Annotated in this window: 14 protein-coding genes and 2 pseudogenes; 11 read left to right on the plus strand and 5 right to left on the minus strand. The window is 72.2% G+C overall.

Features of this window, described 5'->3' with window-relative positions:
• Window positions 1–59: 59 nt before the first annotated feature.
• A pseudogene (locus ACLJT4_RS10825) lies at window positions 60–1,175 on the minus strand (ATP-binding cassette domain-containing protein); the annotation flags it as partial.
• Window positions 1,176–1,308: 133 nt separating this feature from the next.
• Between ACLJT4_RS10825 and ACLJT4_RS10830 the strand changes: the two are divergent.
• The 7 genes from ACLJT4_RS10830 (at window position 1,309) to ACLJT4_RS10860 (ending at window position 9,743) form a co-directional block, all read left to right on the plus strand.
• Window positions 1,309–2,907 carry a recombinase family protein gene (locus ACLJT4_RS10830; RefSeq protein WP_411122070.1) on the plus strand — a complete coding sequence of 533 codons (1,599 nt, stop codon included), beginning with the start codon at window positions 1,309–1,311 and terminating at the stop codon, window positions 2,905–2,907.
• An 877-nt stretch (window positions 2,908–3,784) separates the two neighbouring features.
• Complete coding sequence (locus ACLJT4_RS10835) at window positions 3,785–4,147, plus strand: helix-turn-helix domain-containing protein (RefSeq protein ID WP_411122071.1); 363 nt, start codon at window positions 3,785–3,787, stop codon at window positions 4,145–4,147.
• The gene (locus ACLJT4_RS10840; protein WP_411122072.1) at window positions 4,147–4,545 is read left to right on the plus strand and encodes a hypothetical protein; all 399 of its coding nucleotides are present in this window, start codon (window positions 4,147–4,149) and stop codon (window positions 4,543–4,545) included. The genes ACLJT4_RS10835 and ACLJT4_RS10840 overlap by 1 nt, the downstream gene beginning before the upstream one ends.
• A gap of 24 nt (window positions 4,546–4,569) precedes the next feature.
• Window positions 4,570–5,445 carry a P22 phage major capsid protein family protein gene (locus ACLJT4_RS10845; protein ID WP_411122073.1) on the plus strand — a complete coding sequence of 292 codons (876 nt, stop codon included), beginning with the start codon at window positions 4,570–4,572 and terminating at the stop codon, window positions 5,443–5,445.
• Between the two features lie 1,387 nt (window positions 5,446–6,832).
• Window positions 6,833–8,008: a helix-turn-helix transcriptional regulator gene (locus tag ACLJT4_RS10850; RefSeq protein ID WP_411122074.1), complete on the plus strand. Its 1,176-nt coding sequence runs from the start codon at window positions 6,833–6,835 to the stop codon at window positions 8,006–8,008.
• Between the two features lie 96 nt (window positions 8,009–8,104).
• The gene (locus ACLJT4_RS10855) at window positions 8,105–8,311 is read left to right on the plus strand and encodes a hypothetical protein (protein ID WP_411122075.1); all 207 of its coding nucleotides are present in this window, start codon (window positions 8,105–8,107) and stop codon (window positions 8,309–8,311) included.
• A gap of 523 nt (window positions 8,312–8,834) precedes the next feature.
• The gene (locus ACLJT4_RS10860; protein ID WP_411122076.1) at window positions 8,835–9,743 is read left to right on the plus strand and encodes a radical SAM protein; all 909 of its coding nucleotides are present in this window, start codon (window positions 8,835–8,837) and stop codon (window positions 9,741–9,743) included.
• A 472-nt stretch (window positions 9,744–10,215) separates the two neighbouring features.
• Here ACLJT4_RS10860 and ACLJT4_RS10865 read toward each other — a convergent pair.
• Window positions 10,216–10,758, minus strand: a pseudogene (locus tag ACLJT4_RS10865) (ATP-binding cassette domain-containing protein); the annotation flags it as partial.
• Between the two features lie 54 nt (window positions 10,759–10,812).
• Here ACLJT4_RS10865 and ACLJT4_RS10870 point away from each other — a divergent pair.
• The gene (locus ACLJT4_RS10870; protein WP_411122077.1) at window positions 10,813–11,583 is read left to right on the plus strand and encodes an enoyl-CoA hydratase/isomerase family protein; all 771 of its coding nucleotides are present in this window, start codon (window positions 10,813–10,815) and stop codon (window positions 11,581–11,583) included.
• Between the two features lie 34 nt (window positions 11,584–11,617).
• Here ACLJT4_RS10870 and ACLJT4_RS10875 read toward each other — a convergent pair whose 3' ends face one another.
• Entirely contained in the window at window positions 11,618–12,289 is a 672-nt protein-coding gene (locus ACLJT4_RS10875) for a DJ-1/PfpI family protein (RefSeq protein WP_411122078.1), read from the minus strand.
• Between the two features lie 95 nt (window positions 12,290–12,384).
• Window positions 12,385–13,344 (minus strand): GlxA family transcriptional regulator, encoded by a 960-nt coding sequence (locus ACLJT4_RS10880; RefSeq protein ID WP_411122079.1) that lies wholly within the window; start codon window positions 13,342–13,344, stop codon window positions 12,385–12,387.
• A 133-nt stretch (window positions 13,345–13,477) separates the two neighbouring features.
• Between ACLJT4_RS10880 and ACLJT4_RS10885 the strand changes: the two genes are divergently transcribed.
• From ACLJT4_RS10885 to ACLJT4_RS10895, 3 genes are all read left to right on the plus strand, one after another.
• Complete coding sequence (locus ACLJT4_RS10885; protein ID WP_411122080.1) at window positions 13,478–14,344, plus strand: SCO6745 family protein; 867 nt, start codon at window positions 13,478–13,480, stop codon at window positions 14,342–14,344.
• Window positions 14,345–14,485: 141 nt separating this feature from the next.
• Complete coding sequence (locus tag ACLJT4_RS10890; protein ID WP_411122081.1) at window positions 14,486–16,924, plus strand: Tex family protein; 2,439 nt, start codon at window positions 14,486–14,488, stop codon at window positions 16,922–16,924.
• A 465-nt stretch (window positions 16,925–17,389) separates the two neighbouring features.
• A complete protein-coding gene (locus ACLJT4_RS10895; RefSeq protein WP_411122082.1) occupies window positions 17,390–18,595 on the plus strand; it encodes a Cmx/CmrA family chloramphenicol efflux MFS transporter in 1,206 nt (401 codons plus the stop codon).
• A 21-nt stretch (window positions 18,596–18,616) separates the two neighbouring features.
• Here the strand turns inward: ACLJT4_RS10895 and ACLJT4_RS10900 are convergent, their stop codons facing one another.
• Window positions 18,617–20,575, minus strand: coding sequence for an FUSC family protein (locus ACLJT4_RS10900; protein ID WP_411122083.1), 1,959 nt, complete (start codon window positions 20,573–20,575; stop codon window positions 18,617–18,619).
• Window positions 20,576–20,797 lie beyond the last annotated feature (222 nt).

Below are 20,797 nucleotides of genomic sequence, written 5' to 3' on the forward strand. Positions count from 1 at the left end.
GTGCCGGCCACGGAGACAAATCGAAAGCCGGAGCGGGTGCCCGGCCGCATCGGTCCCGGTCACACCGAGCGGTCGGTGATCCGGCCGCCGTCGACCTCGATCCGGCGCGTGGTGTGCACCGCCGTCAGCATCCGGCGGTCGTGGGTGACGAGCAGCAGGGTGCCCGGGTACGAGGCGAGCGCGGACTCCAGCTGCTCGATGGCGGGGAGGTCGAGGTGGTTGGTCGGCTCGTCCAGGACCAGGAGGTTGACCCCGCGGCCCTGGAGGAGGGCGAGCGCCGCCCGGGTGCGCTCCCCGGGCGAGAGGGTGCCCGCCGGGCGCAGCACGTGGCCGGCCTTGAGGCCGAACTTGGCGAGCAAGGTGCGCACGTCGGCGGGCGCCAGGTCCGGGACGGCGGCCCGGAAGGCGTCCATCAGGGAGGTCTCGCCGCTGCCCCGGAAGAGCTGGCCGCGGGCCTGGTCGATCTCGCCGACCACCACGCCGGGGCCGAGCGAGGCCGCGCCGGAGTCCAGCGGCAGCCGGCCCAGGAGGGCGGCGAGCAGGGTGGACTTGCCGGCGCCGTTGGGGCCCGTGATGGCGACCCGGTCCGCCCAGTCGATCTGGAGGTCCACCGGGCCGAGGGAGAAGTCGCCACGGCGGACCGCGGCCTGCCGGAGGGTGGCGACGACCGCGCCGGCCCGGGGCGCCGCGGCGATCTCCATCCGCAGCTCCCACTCCTTGCGGGGCTCCTCGACGACCTCCAGCCGCTCGATCATGCGCTGGGTCTGCTTGGCCTTGGCGGCCTGCTTCTCGGTGGCCTCGACCCGGCCCCTGCGGGCGATCTTGTCGTTGTCGGGGGCCTTGCGGCGGGCGTTGCGGACGCCCTTCTCCATCCAGTTGCGCTGGGTGTGCGCGCGGGTCTCCAGGGTCGATTTGGTGTCGGCGTACTCCTCGTAGCGTTCGCGGGCGTGCCGCCGGGCCCGGTCGCGCTCCTCCAGGTAGGCGGTGTAGCCGCCGCCGTAGGTGTTGACCTGTTGCTGGGCGAGGTCGAGTTCGACGACCTGGGTGACGGTGCGGGCCAGGAACTCGCGGTCGTGGCTGACCAGGACGGTGCCGGCGCGCAGGCCGGTGACGAAGGACTCCAGGCGGTCCAGGCCGTCCAGGTCGAGGTCGTTGGTGGGCTCGTCGAGGAGGAACCTCTCAGGGTCAGCCGCAACAGGGGCTGTGACCTGCGGGGATTCCCTCTCTCGGTCACATGCGGAGACGGGGTTGTACCCCCGCTCCCACTTAACGCATGGGACCGCGTGAGTACGACCGAGGACCGACGCCATGCAATACGAGTGGGCCGCGCCCGACCCCGACATAGCCGGGCTCCCTGCCCGGGATCTCGCTGACCTGTTCATCCGCCGGAGCAAGAAGGGCGAGAACCTAAAGACGCTCGCCGAGCACGCCCGCCGCCTGCGCGAGCGAGCGCACCGCGACGGGAAGCGCGTCCGGCACGTCTGGGTGGAGCAGAAGTCAGCGAGCAAGCGGTACGTCCGCCGAGACGTGTTCCTTGAAGCCGTAGACGCCGTTCTGAGCGGCACGACGGGCAACCTGTACGTCTTCAAGCTCGACCGCCTCTCGCGGCTCGGGATGGGGCACGTGGGGACCCTCCTGGACGACTTCGAGAGGCAGGGGGCGCGGCTGGTCGCTGACCAGGACGGTTTGGATTCCGCGATGCCCGGACACCGGATCGTGTTCGCGATCCTCTCGGAGCGGGCCCGCGAGGAAGCGAAGGACATCGCCACCCGTACGGGGGTCGGCATCCACGCAGCGAAGCGCGATGGGCTGTGGCGTGGTGTCGCCCCGTACGGGCTGACCGCCGACCCGGAGACGCGCAAGCTGATCCACCGCGCCGACGAGTACCCGACCGCGCGCCGCATCGCTCTCGCGCTGCTGGACCGCGTCACCCCGTTCGACATCGCGGAGCTTCTGAACTCCGAAGGGCTGCGCACCCGTTCCGGCAAGCTCTGGCGCGGCTCGTACATCATGAAGCTGATCAGCTCCCCGGCGTGGGCGGGCCTCCAACCCGACCTGGAACCGGTGTTGGACAAGGCCGGACAGCGGACGGGGAAGTACCGGCAGACCCGCGAGCCGTACCGAGTGAACGGCAAGGCCGTGAAGGTCGGAAAGGGTGTCGTCTCCCCCGGCGAGCGTCTTCGGGCGCTGGCCATCATCGGCGAGCGGCGCACGCACAGCGGGCACGGCAAGCCCGCCGCTCAATCGCTGCTGTCGGGGCTGTTCAAGTGCGGTCGCTGTGACGGCCGGATGCGGGGAGCGGGCCGCAAGTATTCGTGCAGCAACAACGCCGACATCGGCAAGGCCGCGTGCCTGGGCATTCACACGCTCGTGGAGCGGGCCGACGACACCGTCGTCAGCATGTGGCACCACCGGGTGACCACTCTCCCCGCAGGGGACCCGGTCCTTGTCGAGATCGCGCGCCGCTGGCTGACCTACCAGGACCCGGAGAAGGACGAGCGGCGCAAGGAGGTCGCGGCCGAGCTGGACGACGCGCAGACGCGAGCCGACGCACTCGATACGGCCCACTTCGTGAAGGGGACCGTGGACGTCGACAAGTACGACCGTCTGTCTGGGGAGTTGGCGGAGATGATCGCCGCTCTCGACGCAGAGGCACGGCAGTTGGCCCACGAGGCTGACATGTCGCTCCTGCACGACGGCGTCATGTTGGCCGAGGCGTTCGCCGCTGCGCCCCTGGCAGACCAGCGCATGTTGTTGCGCTGCGCACTGGAGGGGGTCACCGTCGCCCCGGCCAAACACCCCGGCGACAAGACCCCACTTGAGAAGCGGCTCACCGCTCATTGGGTGGGAGCGCCGAAGAAGCGCCGCAAGGTACCAGCGACGAAGGCGTACCAGGTGGCCGCGTAAGGCCGTCTGCCCGCCGACAGGGGCCGTTCTGGGGTGAGCCCCCGGGGCGGCCCCTTTTGGCGTTCCAGGGTGCTGTCCAAAGCCCCAAGGGAATGCCTCGCTTGTGGGGGGGGGGGACGTAGAGCAGCCGAAGACCGGCGGTCGGCCCAAGCTCTTCTGCGGGGCGACGTGCCGTCAGCGGGAGCACCGGGCCGTGAAGCGGGCGACGGCGGTTGCGTGACACCCAACTACACCAGCGAGAAGGCGACAAGACAGCGACCGACTCTCTGACCTGCTGTTTTCTAGTTGAGGGTGTAGGAGTGTAGGAAATACCCCTCATCCCGCAATGACTATGGAGCCTCTAAGCAATTGCCGGATGTAGCTGATTTCCTACACTCCTACACCCCTGCCCACGAGCTGCCGCCCCTCTGCTGCACCTGGGGCGTGTACCCAACTCCCACTTAATCCCTTTGCAGACTCTCGCGCGTGTGCGCGCGAGTGGTTGCCATGTGGCATCCCGCTTGGGCCCGCACCGATCTCTCCCGGTGGCCCGAGGCCCGGCGGGGTGCCACCCCTTTCAACTCCCTTGTGTGGATAACCCGGTGGCTGGCTGGGCCCTCGCTCGCGGACTGCCGTGGACGCTGGCAGGTCGGTGCGCGCCGACGCATAAGCACAGAGACCCCTGGTGAGCCGTCAGCAACGGTTAGGGGGAATTAGCTTCCTGCCGTCGGTAGGTGTTCAACCTCGCCCGTCTCGCGCTGAAATGGTCGAAGCGCTGCGCAAGAGCGCCCTCAGGAAGGCCGCTACGTCGCTTCACTGCTGACGTGGCGGCCCTCTCCATTTACCTTCTGCCTCTCCATTTGGAGAGGCCCTAACTACCGCACCAAGGAGGTGCCTTATGTACGACGCCGACAAGGCTCGTGCTCGGCGGATCAAGCTGAATCTCACTGTTGATCAGCTCGCCGACCGTGCGGGAATCTCTCCCGCGTCTGTTTACCGTTACGAGAACGGCGACCGAACCCCCACCGTGGACACGTTCGTACGCATTGCGAATGCGCTCCGGATCTCTTCCAGTTCGCTAGTTCGCCAGGCCGAGGAGGCTGGCGAACTCCCCGCGCTGTTCCGCGCGGAGATGACCCGCAGGAAGGACCCGACGGCGCGAGTCATCAGCACGCACGCCGATGCTGTGCAGGCCGTCCGCGTTGACGAACTCGTCTCCGGTATCCGCCGAGTTCAGCGAGACACCGGTAAGGCCACCTGATGGCCGCTGAGGCCGCGCAGGACGGCAACGTCAAGCAGGAGCCCAGCGAGGAGAGCAAGGCCGCAGAGACGGCCACCCCCAACGCCCCAGAGGGCGAGGAGGTAAAGCCTCTCACCGGCGATTCGCTGGAGCTGGCCCGGCTCCGCGCCGGAATGGCCAACGGCCTTTCCGAAGAGGCCGTCTCGATCCTCGCTGGGGCGACGGTCGATGAGCTGAGCGCGAACGCCGCCAAGTTGGCGGTGCTGATTTCCCAGGGCGCGGCGAAGCCTGCGCCGCAGGGGCTTGCCGCCCGGCCAGAGCCCACGGTGAAGACCGGCAAGGGCTCTGTGCCCGAGGGTGAACCCCAGCTCGACCCCCGAAGGCTCGCTGCGGCAATCCGCAAGCAGTTCCCGAAGTAACCAACCATGGAAAGGGGCCCAACCGTGGCTCACAAGATTGAAATTGACAAGATCGTTGCCACTTCGATTGGCCTGCTTGAGGCCAACTCGGTACTTGGCAACAAGGTTTTCCGAGACGCTGAAACCTCGTTCAATGGCGGTGTCGGCGACGAAGTCACTGTTACCCTCCCGCAGGTCATTGACGCGAAGGTTCTTGACGACGAAGGAACTAAGTACAGCGACATCAACGAACTCGACTTCAAGGTCAAGCTGACCGACGAGGCTTACAATGCGGTCAAGCTGAACGACCGTCAGCTCAACTTCGGCATTCGGGACTTCGGCCGTCAGGTTCTCCAGCCCCAGGCTTCTGGTGTCGCCAAGCACTGCGAGAAGGCCGTGGCTGGTGTGCTGAACGAGGCAATTGCCTCGGACGGCTCCAAGTCCAAGTTCCCCAAGGCCGAGGCGATTAGCAAGGCCAAGCCGCTGGCCGCGCTGGCCAAGGCCTCCGCCGAGATGACGAAGCGTGAGATCCCGGAAGAGGGACGAATTCTGGCGATCGGCCCCGAGCTGAAGGAAGCGTTCCTCGGTCTGGAGAGCCTCCAGAACGCCAGCTTTGCCGGTGACGCGCAGGTCATCACGAACGGAACTCTCGGCCGCGTGCTGGGCTTTGAGGTTGTCGTCTCGCCGTTCATCACTGGCGGCGCGGTCGCGTTCACCGAGGAGGCCGTGGCGCTCGCCGTCCGCGCCCCGGGTGCTCCTGCCGGTACCGACGCCGCAGCGATGACCCACAACGGCTTCGCGCTTATGGCGGCCCGTCAGTTCGTCATGGACCAGCAGAAGACCGTTTCCCTGATGAAGACCTTTGTCGGCGCTACTCCGCTCGATACCAACCGCATGGTTGCACTGAAGGCCGCAGCGTAATGGCCGCCGCCTACACGGCACTTGTCGTATGGCTGGCTGCGGCTGCACTGACTGCCTCGCTGTTCGTTCATGACATGTGGGCGGCGAGGCTCCAGGGGGAGGCCGAGCGCCACCCCCGGTATACCGACCGGGCCCCGAATGGGGGGCCCGTGAAGGGGGTGGGTACCCGATGACGGGGGATACTCCGCCCGGCCAGGGTCAGGGGCCCGGTGAGCGTGTGGCGCGGCGTCAGCGCTCGCTGTGCCGTCGAGATGGTTGTCCGCGAGGAGGGCAGGCGCGGCCGAATGGGGGCGGGAACTACCGCCCTTACTGCGGGGCTCGCTGTCGGCATGTGGCCCGCGCCGCTGAGGCTCTGGCAATGGGTGGCGCAGCGCTGGGGCGTGACGCCCGCGAGGACGCACGCGCTCTTGCGCGCGTCGCCGCTGAGTTGAACCAGACACTGGAACTCACGTCCCGCGCACGCGCTGAACTCTCCGAGCTGCGCGAGGCTTATGTGTGCGCGTGAAGTGTGCTCGCTCAAAGGCGTTGCGAATCCGATTCGCTCGCCGCTCACTCGCTGCGTGCGTTGAATTGATGATGCGTCACACGCAGGTTGGACGCGCCGCGCAGCGTGCGCAGCGAGTGAGCGTGAGGCGCAGCTAGTTGACTTAGCGTGACGGGTGACCTGGGGGGTGACCCCTCCCGGGGATCAGCCCTACCCGGGGCCCAATAGCAGCCCCCTCCCTGTACGGGTCTGGGACTTTTCACCTGGGCCCCTCCGTCGCCCTCTGTAGCGGCGCTGACCTGCCGTTTCATCGCCGACGAGCCCTCGCTCGCTGTCTGCACGCGCGCACACACGGGCGGGCGCGAGCGCGCGACGCGCACGCGTAGGGCTCCACCTCGTACAACTCCCCTTTGCCGTAGCCGCCTTCGGCATCTGACGGCCTGCCAGCCCGGCAGCCGGCCCGAGGCTCACTTGCCACTGACGACGCCTCAAATCCCCTAGGCGGACAAACTCTTGAAAGAGGATCACATCCGATGGCGACGACCACGACGCATCCCCCGTGCGGCAAGAGCTGGACCGGCGCGAAGCCCGAGCACTGCCCGGTGTGCTGCGAGACGTTCGGCGGCACCCGCACAGCCGACCGCCACCGCGTCGGCCCCATGGGTGACCGTAATTGCCTCCACCCGGCACAGATCGGCGCGGTGCAGGACGCTCGCGGGATATGGGTCCGCCCCTACCCGCGCCACCGACGACGAAGGGCCCGCGCGCAGCGCGTGGCCGAGTGAAGTACCCGCCCCCGTGGCTGGCCTGACGGCCGGTCCCGGGGGCCTCTTTTCGTTGCCCGGCCACGGTCTCCACCTGCCTCTACTGCGGCCGGGCTGGACTTGGTCGTACCCTGCGGATATGAGCACTGTCGGGGAGCGCGTACGGGCCGCACGCAAGCGGACGGGCCTGACGCAAGCAGAGTTGGCGAAGGCGGCCCGCATCTCAAAGCGGACCGTCGAGGACGTCGAGAACGACCGGGTCCGGACGAAGCTGGAGACGCTGCGCAAGCTCGCCGTGCCAATGCGCACGACGACGACGTTCCTCCAAGCCGGGCAGGTCCACGAAACGGACGCGGACGGCGCGACCGTGGACCGCTGGGCGGCCGTGAGAGGCACGCTCATGGGGCCACCGGCTGAACCTGGGGAGTTGGGCCAGGAGCCGACCGTTCGCGGCGTGGAGACCCTCGTACGGGACGCTACGCCCATGTTCGCCGGGGACCGCTTCGCGGAGCTGGCGGTGTACCTCCCTCCGCTGCTGCGCGAGGCTGACGCCCTGGGCGCGGAAGGCCGTCGCGTCCGCGTGCGGCTCTTGCAGCTCGCGGGGTGGCTGATGGTCCAGACGCGGCAGTTCGAGGCGGCGGAGACGGCCTTGCATCGCGCGCTGGACGACTCCGGCGACAAGTTGGAGGGGGCAGCCACGGTGAACACGCTGTGTTGGCTGCTGCTGCGCCAGGGCAAGTTGGGCGAGGCCCGAGAGCTGGCCGTGAAGTGGGCTGATGATCTGGAGCCCCGCATGTCCCGGGCGACCCCCGACGAACTGTCGGCGTGGGGCTGGGCTTTGCTGCGCGTGTCAGCGGCGAGTGTCCGCGACGGGCGGCCCGGTGACGCCGAGGACGCGCTACGGCTCGCCCACGGAGCCGCTGTTGTCCTGGGGCGGGAGCACGCGCCGGACGGCGACTTCCTGCGGACGTTCGGCCCGGTAACCGTGGCCATCAAGCGAGGTGAGAACGCGTCAGTCGTCAACCGGCCGGACGAGGTGCTGCGGCTCGCTGGGGAGGTACCCCCTGGCGGCCTGCGGCCAACCTCTAACAACTGGAACCGTCACCTCTTGGACGTGAGCAACGCCTATGTGGAGCTTCGGAATTACGGTGCGGCGGTGGCCAAGCTGGCCGAGGTTCACCGCAACTCGCCTGAGTGGCTGCCGAACCAGCGGTTTGCCCGCGACATCCTGGGGCGCGTGGTGAAGCGTCGCCGCACGTTGACGCCTGAGATTCGGACGCTGGCAGAGGCAGTCCACCTACCTGCGGAAATGTGACTTCCCGTTCACGCCGAGTGAAATTCCCTATTGCTGCCGGGCCTTGAGAGTCAGACGGTCTTCCTAGACCAGCCTGATTCGAGGGGACGGCGAGCCATGGAGCCCGGCAAGACGATCAAGGTAATGGCGACGACCGGCGAGGTCGGCGTCGTGGACGAGATCGACCGGGGCGGGGCGGTGTGGCTCCGCCCGCCCCAGGGTGGTCCGGAGTGGCCCGCTGATCCCTCGGAGTTGAGGGAGCCGACCGAAAGGGAGCGGGCGAAAGCCTTCGTGCTGATGACGCCCGTTGGGCAGTCACGGTGAGCGCCCCCGCGAGACTTCAACGGCGCCCCCCGACGCCCTTACCGGCCCCCGAGTTGGTGACGCTGGACGAGCCGCCCGAGGAGTCTGACGGCTGGTGGACGTGGGGCATACCGTCCGCCACTGGTGACGCGAACTGTCCTCGCTGTCGGCGCGAGCGGCGGGCGCGTGGTCACGACCGCGCTGCGGGCAACCGGGACGGATGCCGGGCCCGTAACGAGGAGTTGGCCCGCCACCCCGACCACGGCCCGGAGGTGGCGGCGTGAAGCTGGCTGCCGCGATGCTGTGGCTGATCATCTGGGCATTCCTCGCACTGTGGGCCGTGATGCCCGACCGCCCTTGAACTCCCGCTCCCCGTCGCTGATGTGAGGTCCGTTCCGGGGAGCGGGTCCTACTCCCTCCCTCGGCGTTTCCCTGCTTGGACGGTCGGGATGCCGAGGGAGGGGTCAACCCCCGTTCCGGTGATCACCCTTGGTCGAGTGCGCCGGGTCGGGGTCCAACGCACCTATAGTCGCAAGGAGTTGCGATGAGCGCTGCCCTGAACCGACTGAAATTCGCGTGGTTAGAGATCACGGGACTCTGCAACGAGTTCTGTGATCACTGCTACGCCGACTCGTCACCCAAGGGGACTCACGGCACTATGACCGTTGAGGACTGGTTGCACGTGATCGACCAACTCGCCGACATCGGCGCGCTGGACGTCCAATTCATCGGCGGAGAGCCGACGTTGTACCCACACCTGCCCGAACTGATCGAGCACGCGCACGGGGCGGGGCTGGGTATTGAGGTGTTCTCGAACCTGACCCATGTCCGCGAGCCGCTGTGGGAGACGTTCAAGGCGTGCGGGGTCAAGCTCGCCACGTCGTACTACTCCGACACGGCCGAGCAGCACGACGAGGTGACCAGGCTCCGGGGGTCGCACAAGCGCACCCGCGCGAACATCACGAAGGCGCTCGACCTAGGTATCCCGCTGCGCGGAGGGGTCGTCACCGTGCGGCCGGACCAGCGGGCCCGCGAGGGGCTACAAGACCTCCTGAACCTCGGGGTGGAGCAGGTCGGCGGGGACCGTACGCGGGCGTTCGGCCGGGCCAGTGAGGGGGCCGCTCCGACGGTCACGGACCTGTGCGGGCACTGCGCCCACGAGAAGTGCGCCATCGGGCCGGACGGCGGCGTCTGGCCGTGCGTGCTGGGGCGCTTCCTGACCCTCGGGAACGTGCTCCAGGCTCCGTTGGCGGAGATCTGGGGCGGCGAGCAGATGGCCCGCGTGACGGCCGATATCGCGGTTGTGCACGGGCCGGGGGCGCAGTCGTGCACCCCGCCGCAGTTCCTCCCCATGTGCGGGCCGTGCGGCCCCTGCGTCCCGTCCGTGGGGCACTGCGACCCGAGGGAGGCCGACGCCGTCGCGGAGGCGACTACGATCGGCACACCTGCTTGACCCGCTGAGACCACCAGGGAGCGCGCACATGCACGATCACGGCGACGACTTCGGCCCGTGGGGCGTGGAAGGCAACGCCAGCGCCGTACAGCGGACCGAGGAGCAATGGGCGACCATCGCCCGGTACGTTCGGCACGCCGCGAACAAGCTCGGGGACGATCTCCCGCTGTGCCTCCCTGGCGAGCCTCAGCAGTGCGGGCGGACCGCGCAACAGCACGTGTTGGCATGGTCGGCCCACCTCAAGGCAGCGGCTCACCACCTGATTGAGCAGGCGACCCCGAGCAGGGAGAGGGGCGCTCACACTGTCGGCCCCCTGTACCAGCGTCGGCTAGCTGAGCTGCGGGACCAGAGCGCCCGCGTGTAGCCCGCAGGACCCTTCCCCCGGCCCCGGTTGGCGCTTCCCCCGAGCACTGGCCGGGGCTCTCTCGCGTCGCTGACCAGGGCTTCCGTATCCTGTACGGGCCGACTAAGACAGGAAGACGTCGTAGCGGGAGAGCAGCAGCGAGGCGAGCGAGGCGCGGGCGGCCTGGCCGCCGGAGAGGGTGGTCATCGGCTGGTCGAGGCTGATCGCCAGGCCCAGCTGTGCGGCGGTCTCCTCGGCGCGCTCGTCGAGGTCGGCGGCGCCGAGGGCGAGCCAGCGCTCCAGGGCGGTGGCGTAGGCGTCGTCGGCGCCGGGGCGTCCCTCGGCGAGGGCCTCGGTGGTGGCGTCCAGGGCGCGCTGGGCGTCGGCCACGCCGGTGCGGCGGGCGAGGAAGGCGCGCACCGACTCTCCGGCGCGCCGCTCCGGCTCCTGCGGGAGGTGGCCGACGGTGGCGGTCGGCGGGCTGAGGGCGAGGCCGCCCTGCTCGGGGGTGGCCAGTCCGGCCAGCAGGCGCAGCAGGGTGGACTTGCCGGCGCCGTTGGCGCCGACGAGGCCGATCACGTCGCCGGGGGCGACGACCAGATCGAGACCGGAGAACAGGACGCGCTCGCCGTGGCCGGCGGCGAGGTCTTTGGCGACGAGGGTTGCTGACATCAGGCCGCCGATCGTATCCGGCCGGGCGCCCGGCGGTCGCTCTACTATCCGGGCATGGAACCGGGTCTGAAGACGCGTGTCAGCGGCGGTACGGCGACCGTCACGATCAGCAACACGGGCAAGCGCAACGCGATGACCGTCGCGATGTGGCGGGAGCTGCCGCCGCTGCTGGCGCGGCTCGCGGCGGACCGCGCGGTGCGGGCGTTGGTGCTGACCGGGGACGGCGGGACGTTCTGCGCGGGGGCGGACATCGGCTCGTTGCGGGATCCGTCGGGGGCTTCGCAGGGGCTGGCGGTGGCGGCGGAGGAGGCGTTGGCGGCCTTTCCGCGGCCGACGGTGGCGGCGATACGGGGTTACTGCGTGGGCGGCGGTGCCCAGTTGGCGGCCGCCTGCGACCTGCGGTTCGCGGAGGAGGGCGCGCTGTTCGGGGTGACGCCCGCGAAACTGGGGGTGGCCTATCCGGCGTCGGCGACCCGGCGACTGGTCCGGTTGGTGGGGCTCTCGGGCGCCAAGTACCTTCTGTTCTCCGGCGAGTTGATCGACTGTGCGCGGGCGCTGCGGACCGGGCTGGTGGACGAGGTGGTGGCCGAGGGTGAGCTGGACAAGCGGGTCGCGGAGTTCACCGCCGTCCTGGCGAGCCGGTCGCTGTTGACCCAGAGCGCGGCGAAGGAGCTGGCCAACGGGACCTGGGACGTGGCGCCCGAGGAGGCGGAGGCGCGCGGGGCGTTCTGGGCAGCGCAGGCGCGGGAGAGCGGCGACACCGCGGAGGGCGCCGCCGCCTTCCTGGAGCGCAGGGCGCCGCGGTTCAGGTGGCCCGAGGGCTGAGCGGCGTCCGCCGGCCGTAGTTCTTGACGCTCCGTCAGTTCACTGCGGTGCCGGCGTCCCGCCACCGCTTCCCGGCCAGGATGACGTCGCCGTGCTCCCGCAGGGCGGCGACGACGTCGGCCGGTGCCTTCTCCGGGGCGCCCGCGTCGTAGGGCGGCTGCGGGTCGTACTCGATGCCGAGCTGGATCGTCTGGGCGACGAAGTCGCCGGCGATCCGGCCGGCCAGGGTGAGCCCCATGTCGATGCCGGAGGAGACGCCGGCGGCGGTGACGTACTTGCCGTCGAAGACCACCCGCTCCCCCGTGGGTTCGGCGCCGTAGGTGGGGAGCAGGTCCAGCGCGAGCCAGTGGGAGGTGGCCCGGCGGCCCCGCAGGAGGCCGGCGGCGGCGAGGAGCAGTGAGCCGGTGCAGACCGAGGTGGTCCAGGTGGTGCCGGCGTCCACGGCCCGGATCCAGTCGTGCAGCGGACCGTCCGCCATGAGCGCGGCCTGCCCGGGGCCGCCGGGGACGACGAGCACGTCCGGCGCGGTGACGTCGCCGAGGGCGGCCTCCGCGACCAGGTTGAGGGAGCCCTTGTCGCTGCGGTGGACGCCGGGGTGTTCCGCGACGAACACCACTTCGGCGTCCGGGACGAGCCCGAGGGTCTCGTAGGGGCCGATGGCGTCGAGGGCGGTGAAGCGGTCGTAGAGGAGGATGGCGATCTGCACGGGGACCTCGTTCCTGGTTCGGTGGTGCGGTGTGCCGTGATGGTCGGGGCGGTCGGGGCGGTCAGAGTGGTCGGTGGTGGCGGGTCCGGGGCCGGTCAGGGCAGCCGGGCCGGCCGGAAGCGGCGGCGGTACTCGGCCGGGGAGGTGTCGAGGACCCGGACGAAGGCGCGGCGCATCGCCTCGGTGGTGCCGTAGCCGCACTGCCGGGAGATCTGCTCGACGCCGTCGGCGGTGTCCTCCAGGCGCCGGCGGGCCGCCTCCAGGCGGACCCGGTCGACGTAGCGGCCGGGCGTCATCCCGGTCTCGTCGCGGAAGGCGCGGGCGAAGTGCCGCGGGGAGAGTCCGGCGCGGTCGGCCAGCGCCTCGACGCAGAGGTCCGCCGCCGGGTGTTCGGTGATCCACTGTTGGACGTCGCGCAGCGGCCGGCGTTCCGCGGTCTGCGCGGCGAGCTGGGCGCTGAACTGCGTCTGGTTGCCCGGTCGGCGCAGGAAGACGACCAGGTGGCGGGCGATGGACAGGGCCAGGTCGCGGCCGAGGTCCTCCTCGACCAGGGCCAGCGCCAGGTCGATGCCGGCGGTGACGCCGGCGGAGGTCGCCACGTCGCCGTCGCGCACGTAGATCGGTTCGGGGTCGACGCGGACCGCGGGATGGCGGGCGGCGAGGTCGGCGCACAGGCTCCAGTGGGTGGTGGCCCGACGTCCGTCCAGCAGTCCGGCCGCGGCCAGCAGGAAGGCGCCGCTGCAGACCGAGACCTTCCGCTGGGCGCGGGGGGCGTGCGTGCGCAGCCAGTCCACCAGCCGCGGGTCGGGCAGGTCGGTGGCCTCGCCGCCCGGGAGCAGGAGGGTGTGCGGGGGCTCGGCGGCGTCGAGGGCGAGGTCCGGGACGAGGGTCAGGCCGCTGGTGGTGCGGACCGGGGCGCCGGTCAGGCCGGCGGTGCGGATGCGGTAGGCGCCGGGGACGCCGCGGCAGGCTCCGCTGAAGACCTCGACCGGGCCGCTCACGTCGAGGCTCTGCACGCCGTCGAAGAGGACGACCAGCACGTCGCGCTGTTCCATGCCCTCCATCCTGGTGGCGCGGCACGATGGCGGCAATGACGGGTTTCCCACCTTTCCTGCCATGCGGGGAGCGGGGTGCACTCGGGGCGCCCGCGAGGGTGGCGCCATACCGACGGGTCGGTAACCTGCTCGCATGACGACTTCCAGCGCACTGCCCGAACGGGCCGGCCGGCACTGCCAGAACGCCCTCAACCCCTTCCACTCGGCGCACTACTTCGCCCCGGAACTCACCGCGGAACTCTCCGAGTTGGGAGTCGAGGGCCGCGCCGGGTACTTCGCCGTCCGGAGCGCGCCGCTCGGCGCGGTGGGCGCCGGAACGATCGCCGCGACCTTCTACTCCTTCAAGCACGAACTGATCGCCCAGCACGTGCCCCAGGTCTGGACGGTCACCACGCCGCAGGCCGTGCTGGACGCCAGGCTGCGGGCGGTGGACGCCGCCCTGCGCCGGCTCCTCGGCGACGCGGTGGACTCCCCGGAGATGGCGGAGGCGGCGAAGCTCGCGCTGACCGCCGCCGAGGGCTGCACCCGGCACGCCCGGCCGTTGTACTCCGCCCACGCCGACCTCCCGGTACCCGAGACCCCGCACCTCGCCTACTGGCACGCCGCGTCGCTGCTGCGCGAACACCGCGGCGACGGCCACCTGGTGGCGCTGCTCGACGCCGAGCTGGACCCGACGGAGGCCCTGGTCTCACACGCCGCCAGCGGGCACGGCATGAGCTACCGCGGCATCCTGGCAACCCGCGGCTGGACACCCGAGGAGCTGACGGCCGCACAGGAGCGGCTGCGCGGACGCGGACTGCTGGTCGACGCCGACGAACTCACCGAGGCCGGCACGGCGCTGCGCAAGGAACTGGAGCGGACCACGGACCGGCTCGACCGGGCGCCGTACGAGCACCTGGGGGCGGCGGGCGTGGCCCGGTTGACCGAACTCGCGGCCGGCTTCACCGCGCGCCTGATGGAATCCGGGGCGTTCCCCCAGACGCTGTTCGCCAGGGACTAGCCGCTCGCCCGGAACGGGGGCGCCGGCGGTGGGTGCGTCTTCTCACACCCCGGCGTTCCCGGCCGGGCGGTGCGACAGTGCGGACCACGGGGCGGCACAATGCAGGCTCAGGAAAGTCGCTGGAAGGCGGGCAGGATCAACGTGACGGCAGCCACTGGGCCCATCGGGACCCTCGGGTCCATCGAAGCGCGCATCGCCGACGAGCTCGGCGTCAAGGAGCGGCAGGTGAAGGCCGCGGTCGAACTGCTCGACGGCGGCTCGACCGTCCCGTTCATCGCGCGCTACCGCAAGGAAGCGACCGAGACGCTGGACGACGCCCAGCTGCGCTCCTTGGAGGAGCGGCTGCGCTACCTGCGGGAGCTGGAGGAGCGGCGGACCGCCGTCCTGGAGTCCGTGCGGTCGCAGGGCAAGCTGGACGCCGCGCTGGAGGCGCAGATCCGCGGGGCCGAGTCCAAGGCCCGGCTGGAGGACATCTACCTGCCGTTCAAGCCGAAGCGGCGCACCAAGGCACAGATCGCGCGGGAGGCGGGGCTGGAACCGCTGGCCGACGGGCTGCTGACGGACCCGTCCGTCGAACCGGCCGCGGCCGCCGCCGCCTTCGTGTCCGCGGACAAGGGCGTCGCCGACCCCGCGGCGGCCCTGGAGGGCGCGCGGGCGATCCTCACCGAGCGGTTCAGCGAGGACGCGGACCTGATCGGCGAGTTGCGCGAGCGGATGTGGTCACGCGGCCGGGTCGCGGCGAAGGTGCGCGCGGGCAAGGAGGAGGAGGAGGGCGCCAAGTTCGCCGACTACTTCGCGTTCGCCGAGCCGTTCACCGAGCTGCCCTCCCACCGGGTGCTGGCGATGCTGCGCGGCGAGAAGGAGGACGTCCTCGACCTCACCCTGGAGCCCGAGGACCCGGCCGAGGCCGGTGAGGGCCCCAGCGCCTACGAGCGGTCCATCGCGCACCGCTTCGGGATCGTCGACCGCGGCCGGCCGGCCGACACGTGGCTCAAGGACACGGTCCGCTGGGCCTGGCGCACCCGTGTGCAGGTGCACCTGGGAATCGACCTGCGGCTGCGACTGCGGCAGGCCGCCGAGGACGAGGCGGTCCGGGTGTTCGCCGCGAACCTGCGGGACCTGCTGCTGGCGGCGCCCGCCGGGACGCGCGCGACGATGGGCCTGGACCCCGGTTTCCGCACCGGCGTGAAGGTGGCCGTGATCGAGGCGACCGGCAAGGTGGCGGCGACCGAGACGATCTACCCGCACGTGCCGCAGCAGAAGTGGGACGCGGCGCTGGCCACCCTGGCGCGGCTGGCCCGGGAGCACGACGTCGAGCTGATCGCGATCGGCAACGGCACCGCCTCCCGCGAAACCGACAAGCTGGCCACCGAACTGATCGCCGCGCAGCCGGAGTTGAAGCTGACGAAGGTCATGGTGTCCGAGGCCGGCGCCTCGGTGTACTCCGCCTCCGCGTTCGCCTCGCAGGAGCTGCCCGACCTGGACGTGTCGCTGCGCGGCGCGGTCTCCATCGCGCGGCGCCTGCAGGACCCGCTGGCCGAACTCGTCAAGATCGACCCCAAGTCGATCGGGGTCGGCCAGTACCAGCACGACCTGTCCGAGGCCAAGCTGTCGCGCTCGCTCGACGCGGTGGTCGAGGACTGCGTGAACGGCGTCGGCGTGGACGTCAACACCGCCTCCGCGCCGCTGCTGGCCCGGGTCTCCGGCATCAGCTCGGGCCTGGCCGAGAACATCGTGAACCACCGTGACGGCAACGGCCCGTTCCGCTCCCGCAAGGCCCTCAAGGACGTGCCGCGACTGGGCCCCAAGGCGTACGAGCAGTGCGCGGGCTTCCTGCGGATCCGGGGCGGCGACGACCCGCTGGACGCCTCCAGCGTGCACCCGGAGGCGTACCCGGTGGTGCGCCGGATCGTGCAGGCGGCGCAGAGCGAGGTCGGGTCGCTGATCGGCAACACCACCGTGCTGCGCGCCCTGCGCCCGGCGGACTTCGTCGACGACTCCTTCGGCCTGCCGACGGTCTCCGACATCCTCCAGGAGCTGGAGAAGCCGGGCCGTGACCCGCGGCCGGAGTTCAAGACCGCGACCTTCAAGGACGGCGTGGAGAAGATCGGCGACCTGGCGCCGGGGATGCTCCTGGAGGGCGTGGTGACCAACGTCGCCGCCTTCGGGGCGTTCGTGGACGTGGGCGTCCACCAGGACGGCCTGGTGCACGTCTCGGCGATGTCGAAGACCTTCGTCAAGGACCCGCGGGACGTGGTGAAGCCGGGTGACATCGTCCGGGTCAAGGTGCTCGACGTCGACATCCCGCGCAAGCGGATCTCGCTGACCCTGCGGCTGGACGACGAGCCGGGCAAGGCCGCGCCGGCCGGTGGCGGCGAGCGGCGCGGCGGCGGTGGCGGCGGTGGCGGCGGTCGGGGCCCGCGCGAGGGCGGCCGGGGCGGTGCGCCGCGGCCGCGGCAGGGCGGCGGCCAGCGGGGCGGCGAGCGGCGCGGCGGGGGCCGGGAGGCCGGGCCGGTCAACGACGCGATGGCGGACGCGCTGCGGCGGGCCGGGCTGTTGGGCGGCAAGGACGGCCGTTGAGCGCAACGGACTGACGGTGGGTCGGGGCGGAGGGCGCCGCCGCCCGCCCCGACCCACCGCGGTGAGCGCCCCGCCCGGACCGAACCGGGCGGGGCGCTCGCGCGCCGGGCCGGTGGTCGCCGCGGCGCGATTAATCCGTGGACGGGGCCGGCCGGGCGCGGTTAGCCTGCGGAGCGTGACCAGCCCCGAGTCCTCAAGACGCTAGCCACCGGGCGCCGCCCGGTGGCTCCTCGCACTGCCGTTCCCCGGCCGCGACGCCGCCCTCGGGCCGCCGTCGCGCCGCTGCGCGTTCCCGCGCCGTCACGTCGAGGTCTCCTCCCGCCACCGGACCGCCCGTTGAGGCAGGTCTTGTCCATGCGGTAGCCGGGGCTGCCGCTTCCTCGACCGGTCCCGCCGGGCGCCGTCGGTCCCGCCGACGGTGTTCCTCGGCCGTGCCGGTCCACGGTGTGGTTGCGGAGATTTCTGATGCCCTTCGCCCTCTACGTGCTTGCGCTCGCGGTGTTCGCGCAGGGCACGTCCGAATTCATGCTGTCCGGGCTGATCCCGGACATCGCCGCCGATTTCCAGGTGTCCGTTCCGGCCGCGGGGGCGCTGACCTCGGCGTTCGCGGCCGGGATGATCGTCGGGGCGCCCCTGATGGCGCTGTTGAGCCGGCGCTGGCCGCGGCGGCGCGCCCTGCTGGTCTTCCTGGTCGCCTTCCTGCTGGTCCACGTCGTGGGCGCGGTCACCACGAGCTTCGCGGTGCTGCTGGCCACCCGGGTGGTGGCGGCGCTGGCCAATGCCGGGTTCCTGGCCGTGGCGCTGGCGACGGCCGCCGCGATGGTCGCGCCCGACGCCAAGGGCCGGGCCACCTCCGTGCTGTTGGGCGGCACGACGCTGGCCTGCATCGCGGGCGTGCCGGCCGGCGCCGTGCTGGGGCAGGAGTGGGGTTGGCGCTCGGCGTTCTGGGCGGTGGCCGCGGTGTCGGTGCCGGCCGTCCTCACCCTCGTGCGGTCGGTGCCGGCCGGGCCGACGGGCGACGGCGCGGCCGGCGGGACGCCCGGAACTCCCGGGGTCCGGGCCGAGGTGCGGGCGCTGCAACGGCCGCGGCTGTGGGTGGCGTTGCTGCTGGCAGCGCTGGTCAACGGCGCCACGTTCTGCACCTTCACCTATCTGGCACCGCTGGTCACGGGCGTCACCGGGTTCGGCGCTGCCGGGGTGCCGGTGGTGTTGGCGCTGTTCGGGATCGGGTCGTTCGCCGGTGTCACGGCGGGCGGGCGGCTGGCCGACCGGCGGCCCCGGGCGGTGCTGGCCGTCGGGGGCGCGGCGCTGCTCGTCGGCTGGGCGGCGTTCGCGCTGACGGCCTCGAACGCGGTGGCCACCGTCGGGTGGGTGCTCGTCCAGGGGACCCTGTCGTTCGCGGTCGGCTCCACGCTGATCGCGCAGGTGCTCTACGCGGCGGTCGAAGCGCCCACGCTGGGCGGCGGGTTCGCGACCGCCGCGCTCAACGTGGGCGCCGCGGTCGGCCCTTGGTGGGGCGGTCTCGCGCTCGCCGCGGGCTTCGGCTACCGCGCGCCGCTGTGGGTGAGCGCGCTGCTGGTGGCCGTGGCACTGCTGGTCGGCGGTGCGGCGGAAGGGATGCGGCGGCGGGCGGCCGGCGGTGCCGGTCAGGTGCCGGCGCCGTCCGCGTGACGGGCGCCGGCGCGCCCCGCGTCACCGGACGGCCGCGTACTCCCGCAGGCGCTCCAGTTCGGCGGCGACGTCGGTGAGGGTCGCACAGTCCGGGACCGGTCGCAGGGCCGGCGGCGGGGTGCCCGGCGGGCGGCGGCCGGGCGCCTCCACCGCGTCGGCCGTGTCGGCGAGCGCCCGGCAGAGGCGCTCGGCCTCCGCCGGGCCCGGGCGCCGGGCGCCGCGGTCGAGGCGGACGGCGCAGGCGGTGGCGGCGTCGACGATGCGTTCCACGGCGGTGACCACGGTCAGCCAGTCGGGGCCGGGCTCCCTGGACGGCCGGAACTCCGCGGCGGCGGTCTCCGCTGCGGCCCGGGCCTGCGCCAACGTCCGGTAGGCGGCCCGGCGCAGCGCCAGCCGCCGGACGGCCACGGCCGTGGGGTCGGCGGGGGCCGCCGGCCGGGGTTCGAGGACGTAGCGCAGGAAGCGTTCGGTGCTGCGCAGCGCCTCGGTGACCCGCGGGCCGACCCGGCGGCGCGGATCGGCGAGGCGCGGCAGATGGCCGACGACGAGCACGATCGCGCATGCGAGGGAGGTGTCCACGATCCGCTCGGGGGCGGCCTGCGGTGCGCCGCCGACGTGCACGAACGAGAGCACCATCACGGTGATCGCCCCGGTCTGCAGCGCGAAGTGCCGGGTGGCGAACGGCAGCAGCGCCCCGCCCGCACCGGCCGTCAGGGCCGGCCACCAGCTCCCGGAGAGCAGTGTCCCGGCCACCGCGAAGACCAGCACCCCGGCGGCGGTGCCGGCGAAGCGGTTGGCGGTGCGGGAGAACAACGGCCCCAGGTCGGGCTTGACGAGGAAGGTGACGGTGGCCGGCAGCCAGTACCAGTGGTCGGCGCGCAGCGCCAGCGCCGCCGCGGTGCTGGCGCCGATGCACAGGGCGACCCGGAGGCCGTAGTCCCGGCCCGCCGGGCCGAGTGCGCCGCGGGTGCCGCCGGCGCGTTCCGGTGGGGTGTCGGGGCCCGCTGCGGGCCGGGGCAGCGGCCGGTCCCGGTCGAAGGCGACGGCGGCGTCCAGGAGGGCGTGGTCGAAGGCGCCGCGGGCGGCGGAGCTGTGCTCCGGTGCGGCGAGCCGGCCGGGCGGTCGGCCGGTGCGCAGCGCCGCGGCGAAGCGGCGGGGGCTCGCGGCGACCCGCGGCGGCAGCGGTCGTGCCTCCCACAGCAGCGCGACGCTGGCCTCGCAGAGCGCGGTGGCCGCGGCGAAGCGCTCGGCCAGCAGGAGTTCCTCGGGGCGGGGCGGGCGGCGCAGCAACCGGTCGGTGAGCCGGCGCAGCCGCAGCGCCTCGTCGGCGCGGTCCAGGGCCGCGGTGAGCCGGCGGCGGGCGGGCTCCGCGCCCGGGCCGCCGACCGCCTCCAGGGCGTCGGCGAGCGCGTCGAAGACGGTGGCGACCGCGGCCCGTTCCCCGTGCAGCGGTCCGCCCGCCGGGCGCGGCGTGCGCAGGACGAGGCGGAGCAGCAGCAGCCACAGGCAGCCGGCGAGGACGGCGAGGGCCTTGGCCCAGGGCGCGCCGGGCAGCGGCATGCCCGCGCCGAGGACCGTGGCGGCGAGCATCTGCATGGCGGCGGTGGAGCGCACCGGCCCGGCCACGCTGCCCGCGCCGGAGACGAAGCCGACCGCGGCGAGCGCCGGCACCACCCACCAGCCGGCGCCGGCGGCCCGCAGCGAGGCGCCCGTCAGCATGCCGAGGGCCGCGGCCAGCGCGGGCAGGCCGATGTGGACGACGCCGGTGCGCCGGGTGCCGGGGCGGTCGTTGACGCCCGCCAGCATCGAGCCGAGGGCGACGAGCACGCCGGGGGCCGGGTGGCCGGTGGCGATCCCCGCGGCCAGGAGCGGTCCCGCGCAGAGCGCGCCCCGGGCCACCGCCGCCCAGGGCACGGGCAGCCGCTGCCAGCGGAAGGGGTGGGCGAGCCAGGCGGGGACGGCGCGCCGGTGGCGGGGCATGGGTCTCCTCGGGCGATGGCGGAGCGGGATGCGGGGCGCGGCCCCGGGGGGTCGCGGGCGGATCCGAGGGGCGTCATCGGCCGACGGTGCCGGGCCCGGCCGGTGGGGCGGGTGCCGGTCCACCGGGGGCCCCTCCAGCCTACGGTCCGGTTCTGTCCGGAGCGCTTCCGCAGGGTTACGCGAAGATCATAAGTGGACAAGATCACAGGTGGAGGAGGGTAG

It is taken from the genome of Streptomyces sp. x-19 (assembly GCF_046549115.1).
GTDB classification, from domain to species: Bacteria; Actinomycetota; Actinomycetes; order Streptomycetales; family Streptomycetaceae; genus Streptomyces; species Streptomyces albulus_C.

Excerpts from the sequence above, each read along its gene's own strand:
- ACLJT4_RS10840 (WP_411122072.1), top strand. The coding sequence starts at position 4,147 with ATGGCCGCTGAGGCCGCGCAGGACGGCAACGTCAAGCAGGAGCCCAGC.
- ACLJT4_RS10835 (WP_411122071.1), top strand. The coding sequence starts at position 3,785 with ATGTACGACGCCGACAAGGCTCGTGCTCGGCGGATCAAGCTGAATCTC.
- ACLJT4_RS10880 (WP_411122079.1), bottom strand. The coding sequence starts at position 13,344 with ATGGAACAGCGCGACGTGCTGGTCGTCCTCTTCGACGGCGTGCAGAGC.
- ACLJT4_RS10860 (WP_411122076.1), top strand. The coding sequence starts at position 8,835 with ATGAGCGCTGCCCTGAACCGACTGAAATTCGCGTGGTTAGAGATCACG.
- ACLJT4_RS10870 (WP_411122077.1), top strand. The coding sequence starts at position 10,813 with ATGGAACCGGGTCTGAAGACGCGTGTCAGCGGCGGTACGGCGACCGTC.
- ACLJT4_RS10885 (WP_411122080.1), top strand. The coding sequence starts at position 13,478 with ATGACGACTTCCAGCGCACTGCCCGAACGGGCCGGCCGGCACTGCCAG.
- ACLJT4_RS10900 (WP_411122083.1), bottom strand. The coding sequence starts at position 20,575 with ATGCCCCGCCACCGGCGCGCCGTCCCCGCCTGGCTCGCCCACCCCTTC.
- ACLJT4_RS10830 (WP_411122070.1), top strand. The coding sequence starts at position 1,309 with ATGCAATACGAGTGGGCCGCGCCCGACCCCGACATAGCCGGGCTCCCT.
- ACLJT4_RS10855 (WP_411122075.1), top strand. The coding sequence starts at position 8,105 with ATGGAGCCCGGCAAGACGATCAAGGTAATGGCGACGACCGGCGAGGTC.
- ACLJT4_RS10895 (WP_411122082.1), top strand. The coding sequence starts at position 17,390 with ATGCCCTTCGCCCTCTACGTGCTTGCGCTCGCGGTGTTCGCGCAGGGC.
- ACLJT4_RS10850 (WP_411122074.1), top strand. The coding sequence starts at position 6,833 with ATGAGCACTGTCGGGGAGCGCGTACGGGCCGCACGCAAGCGGACGGGC.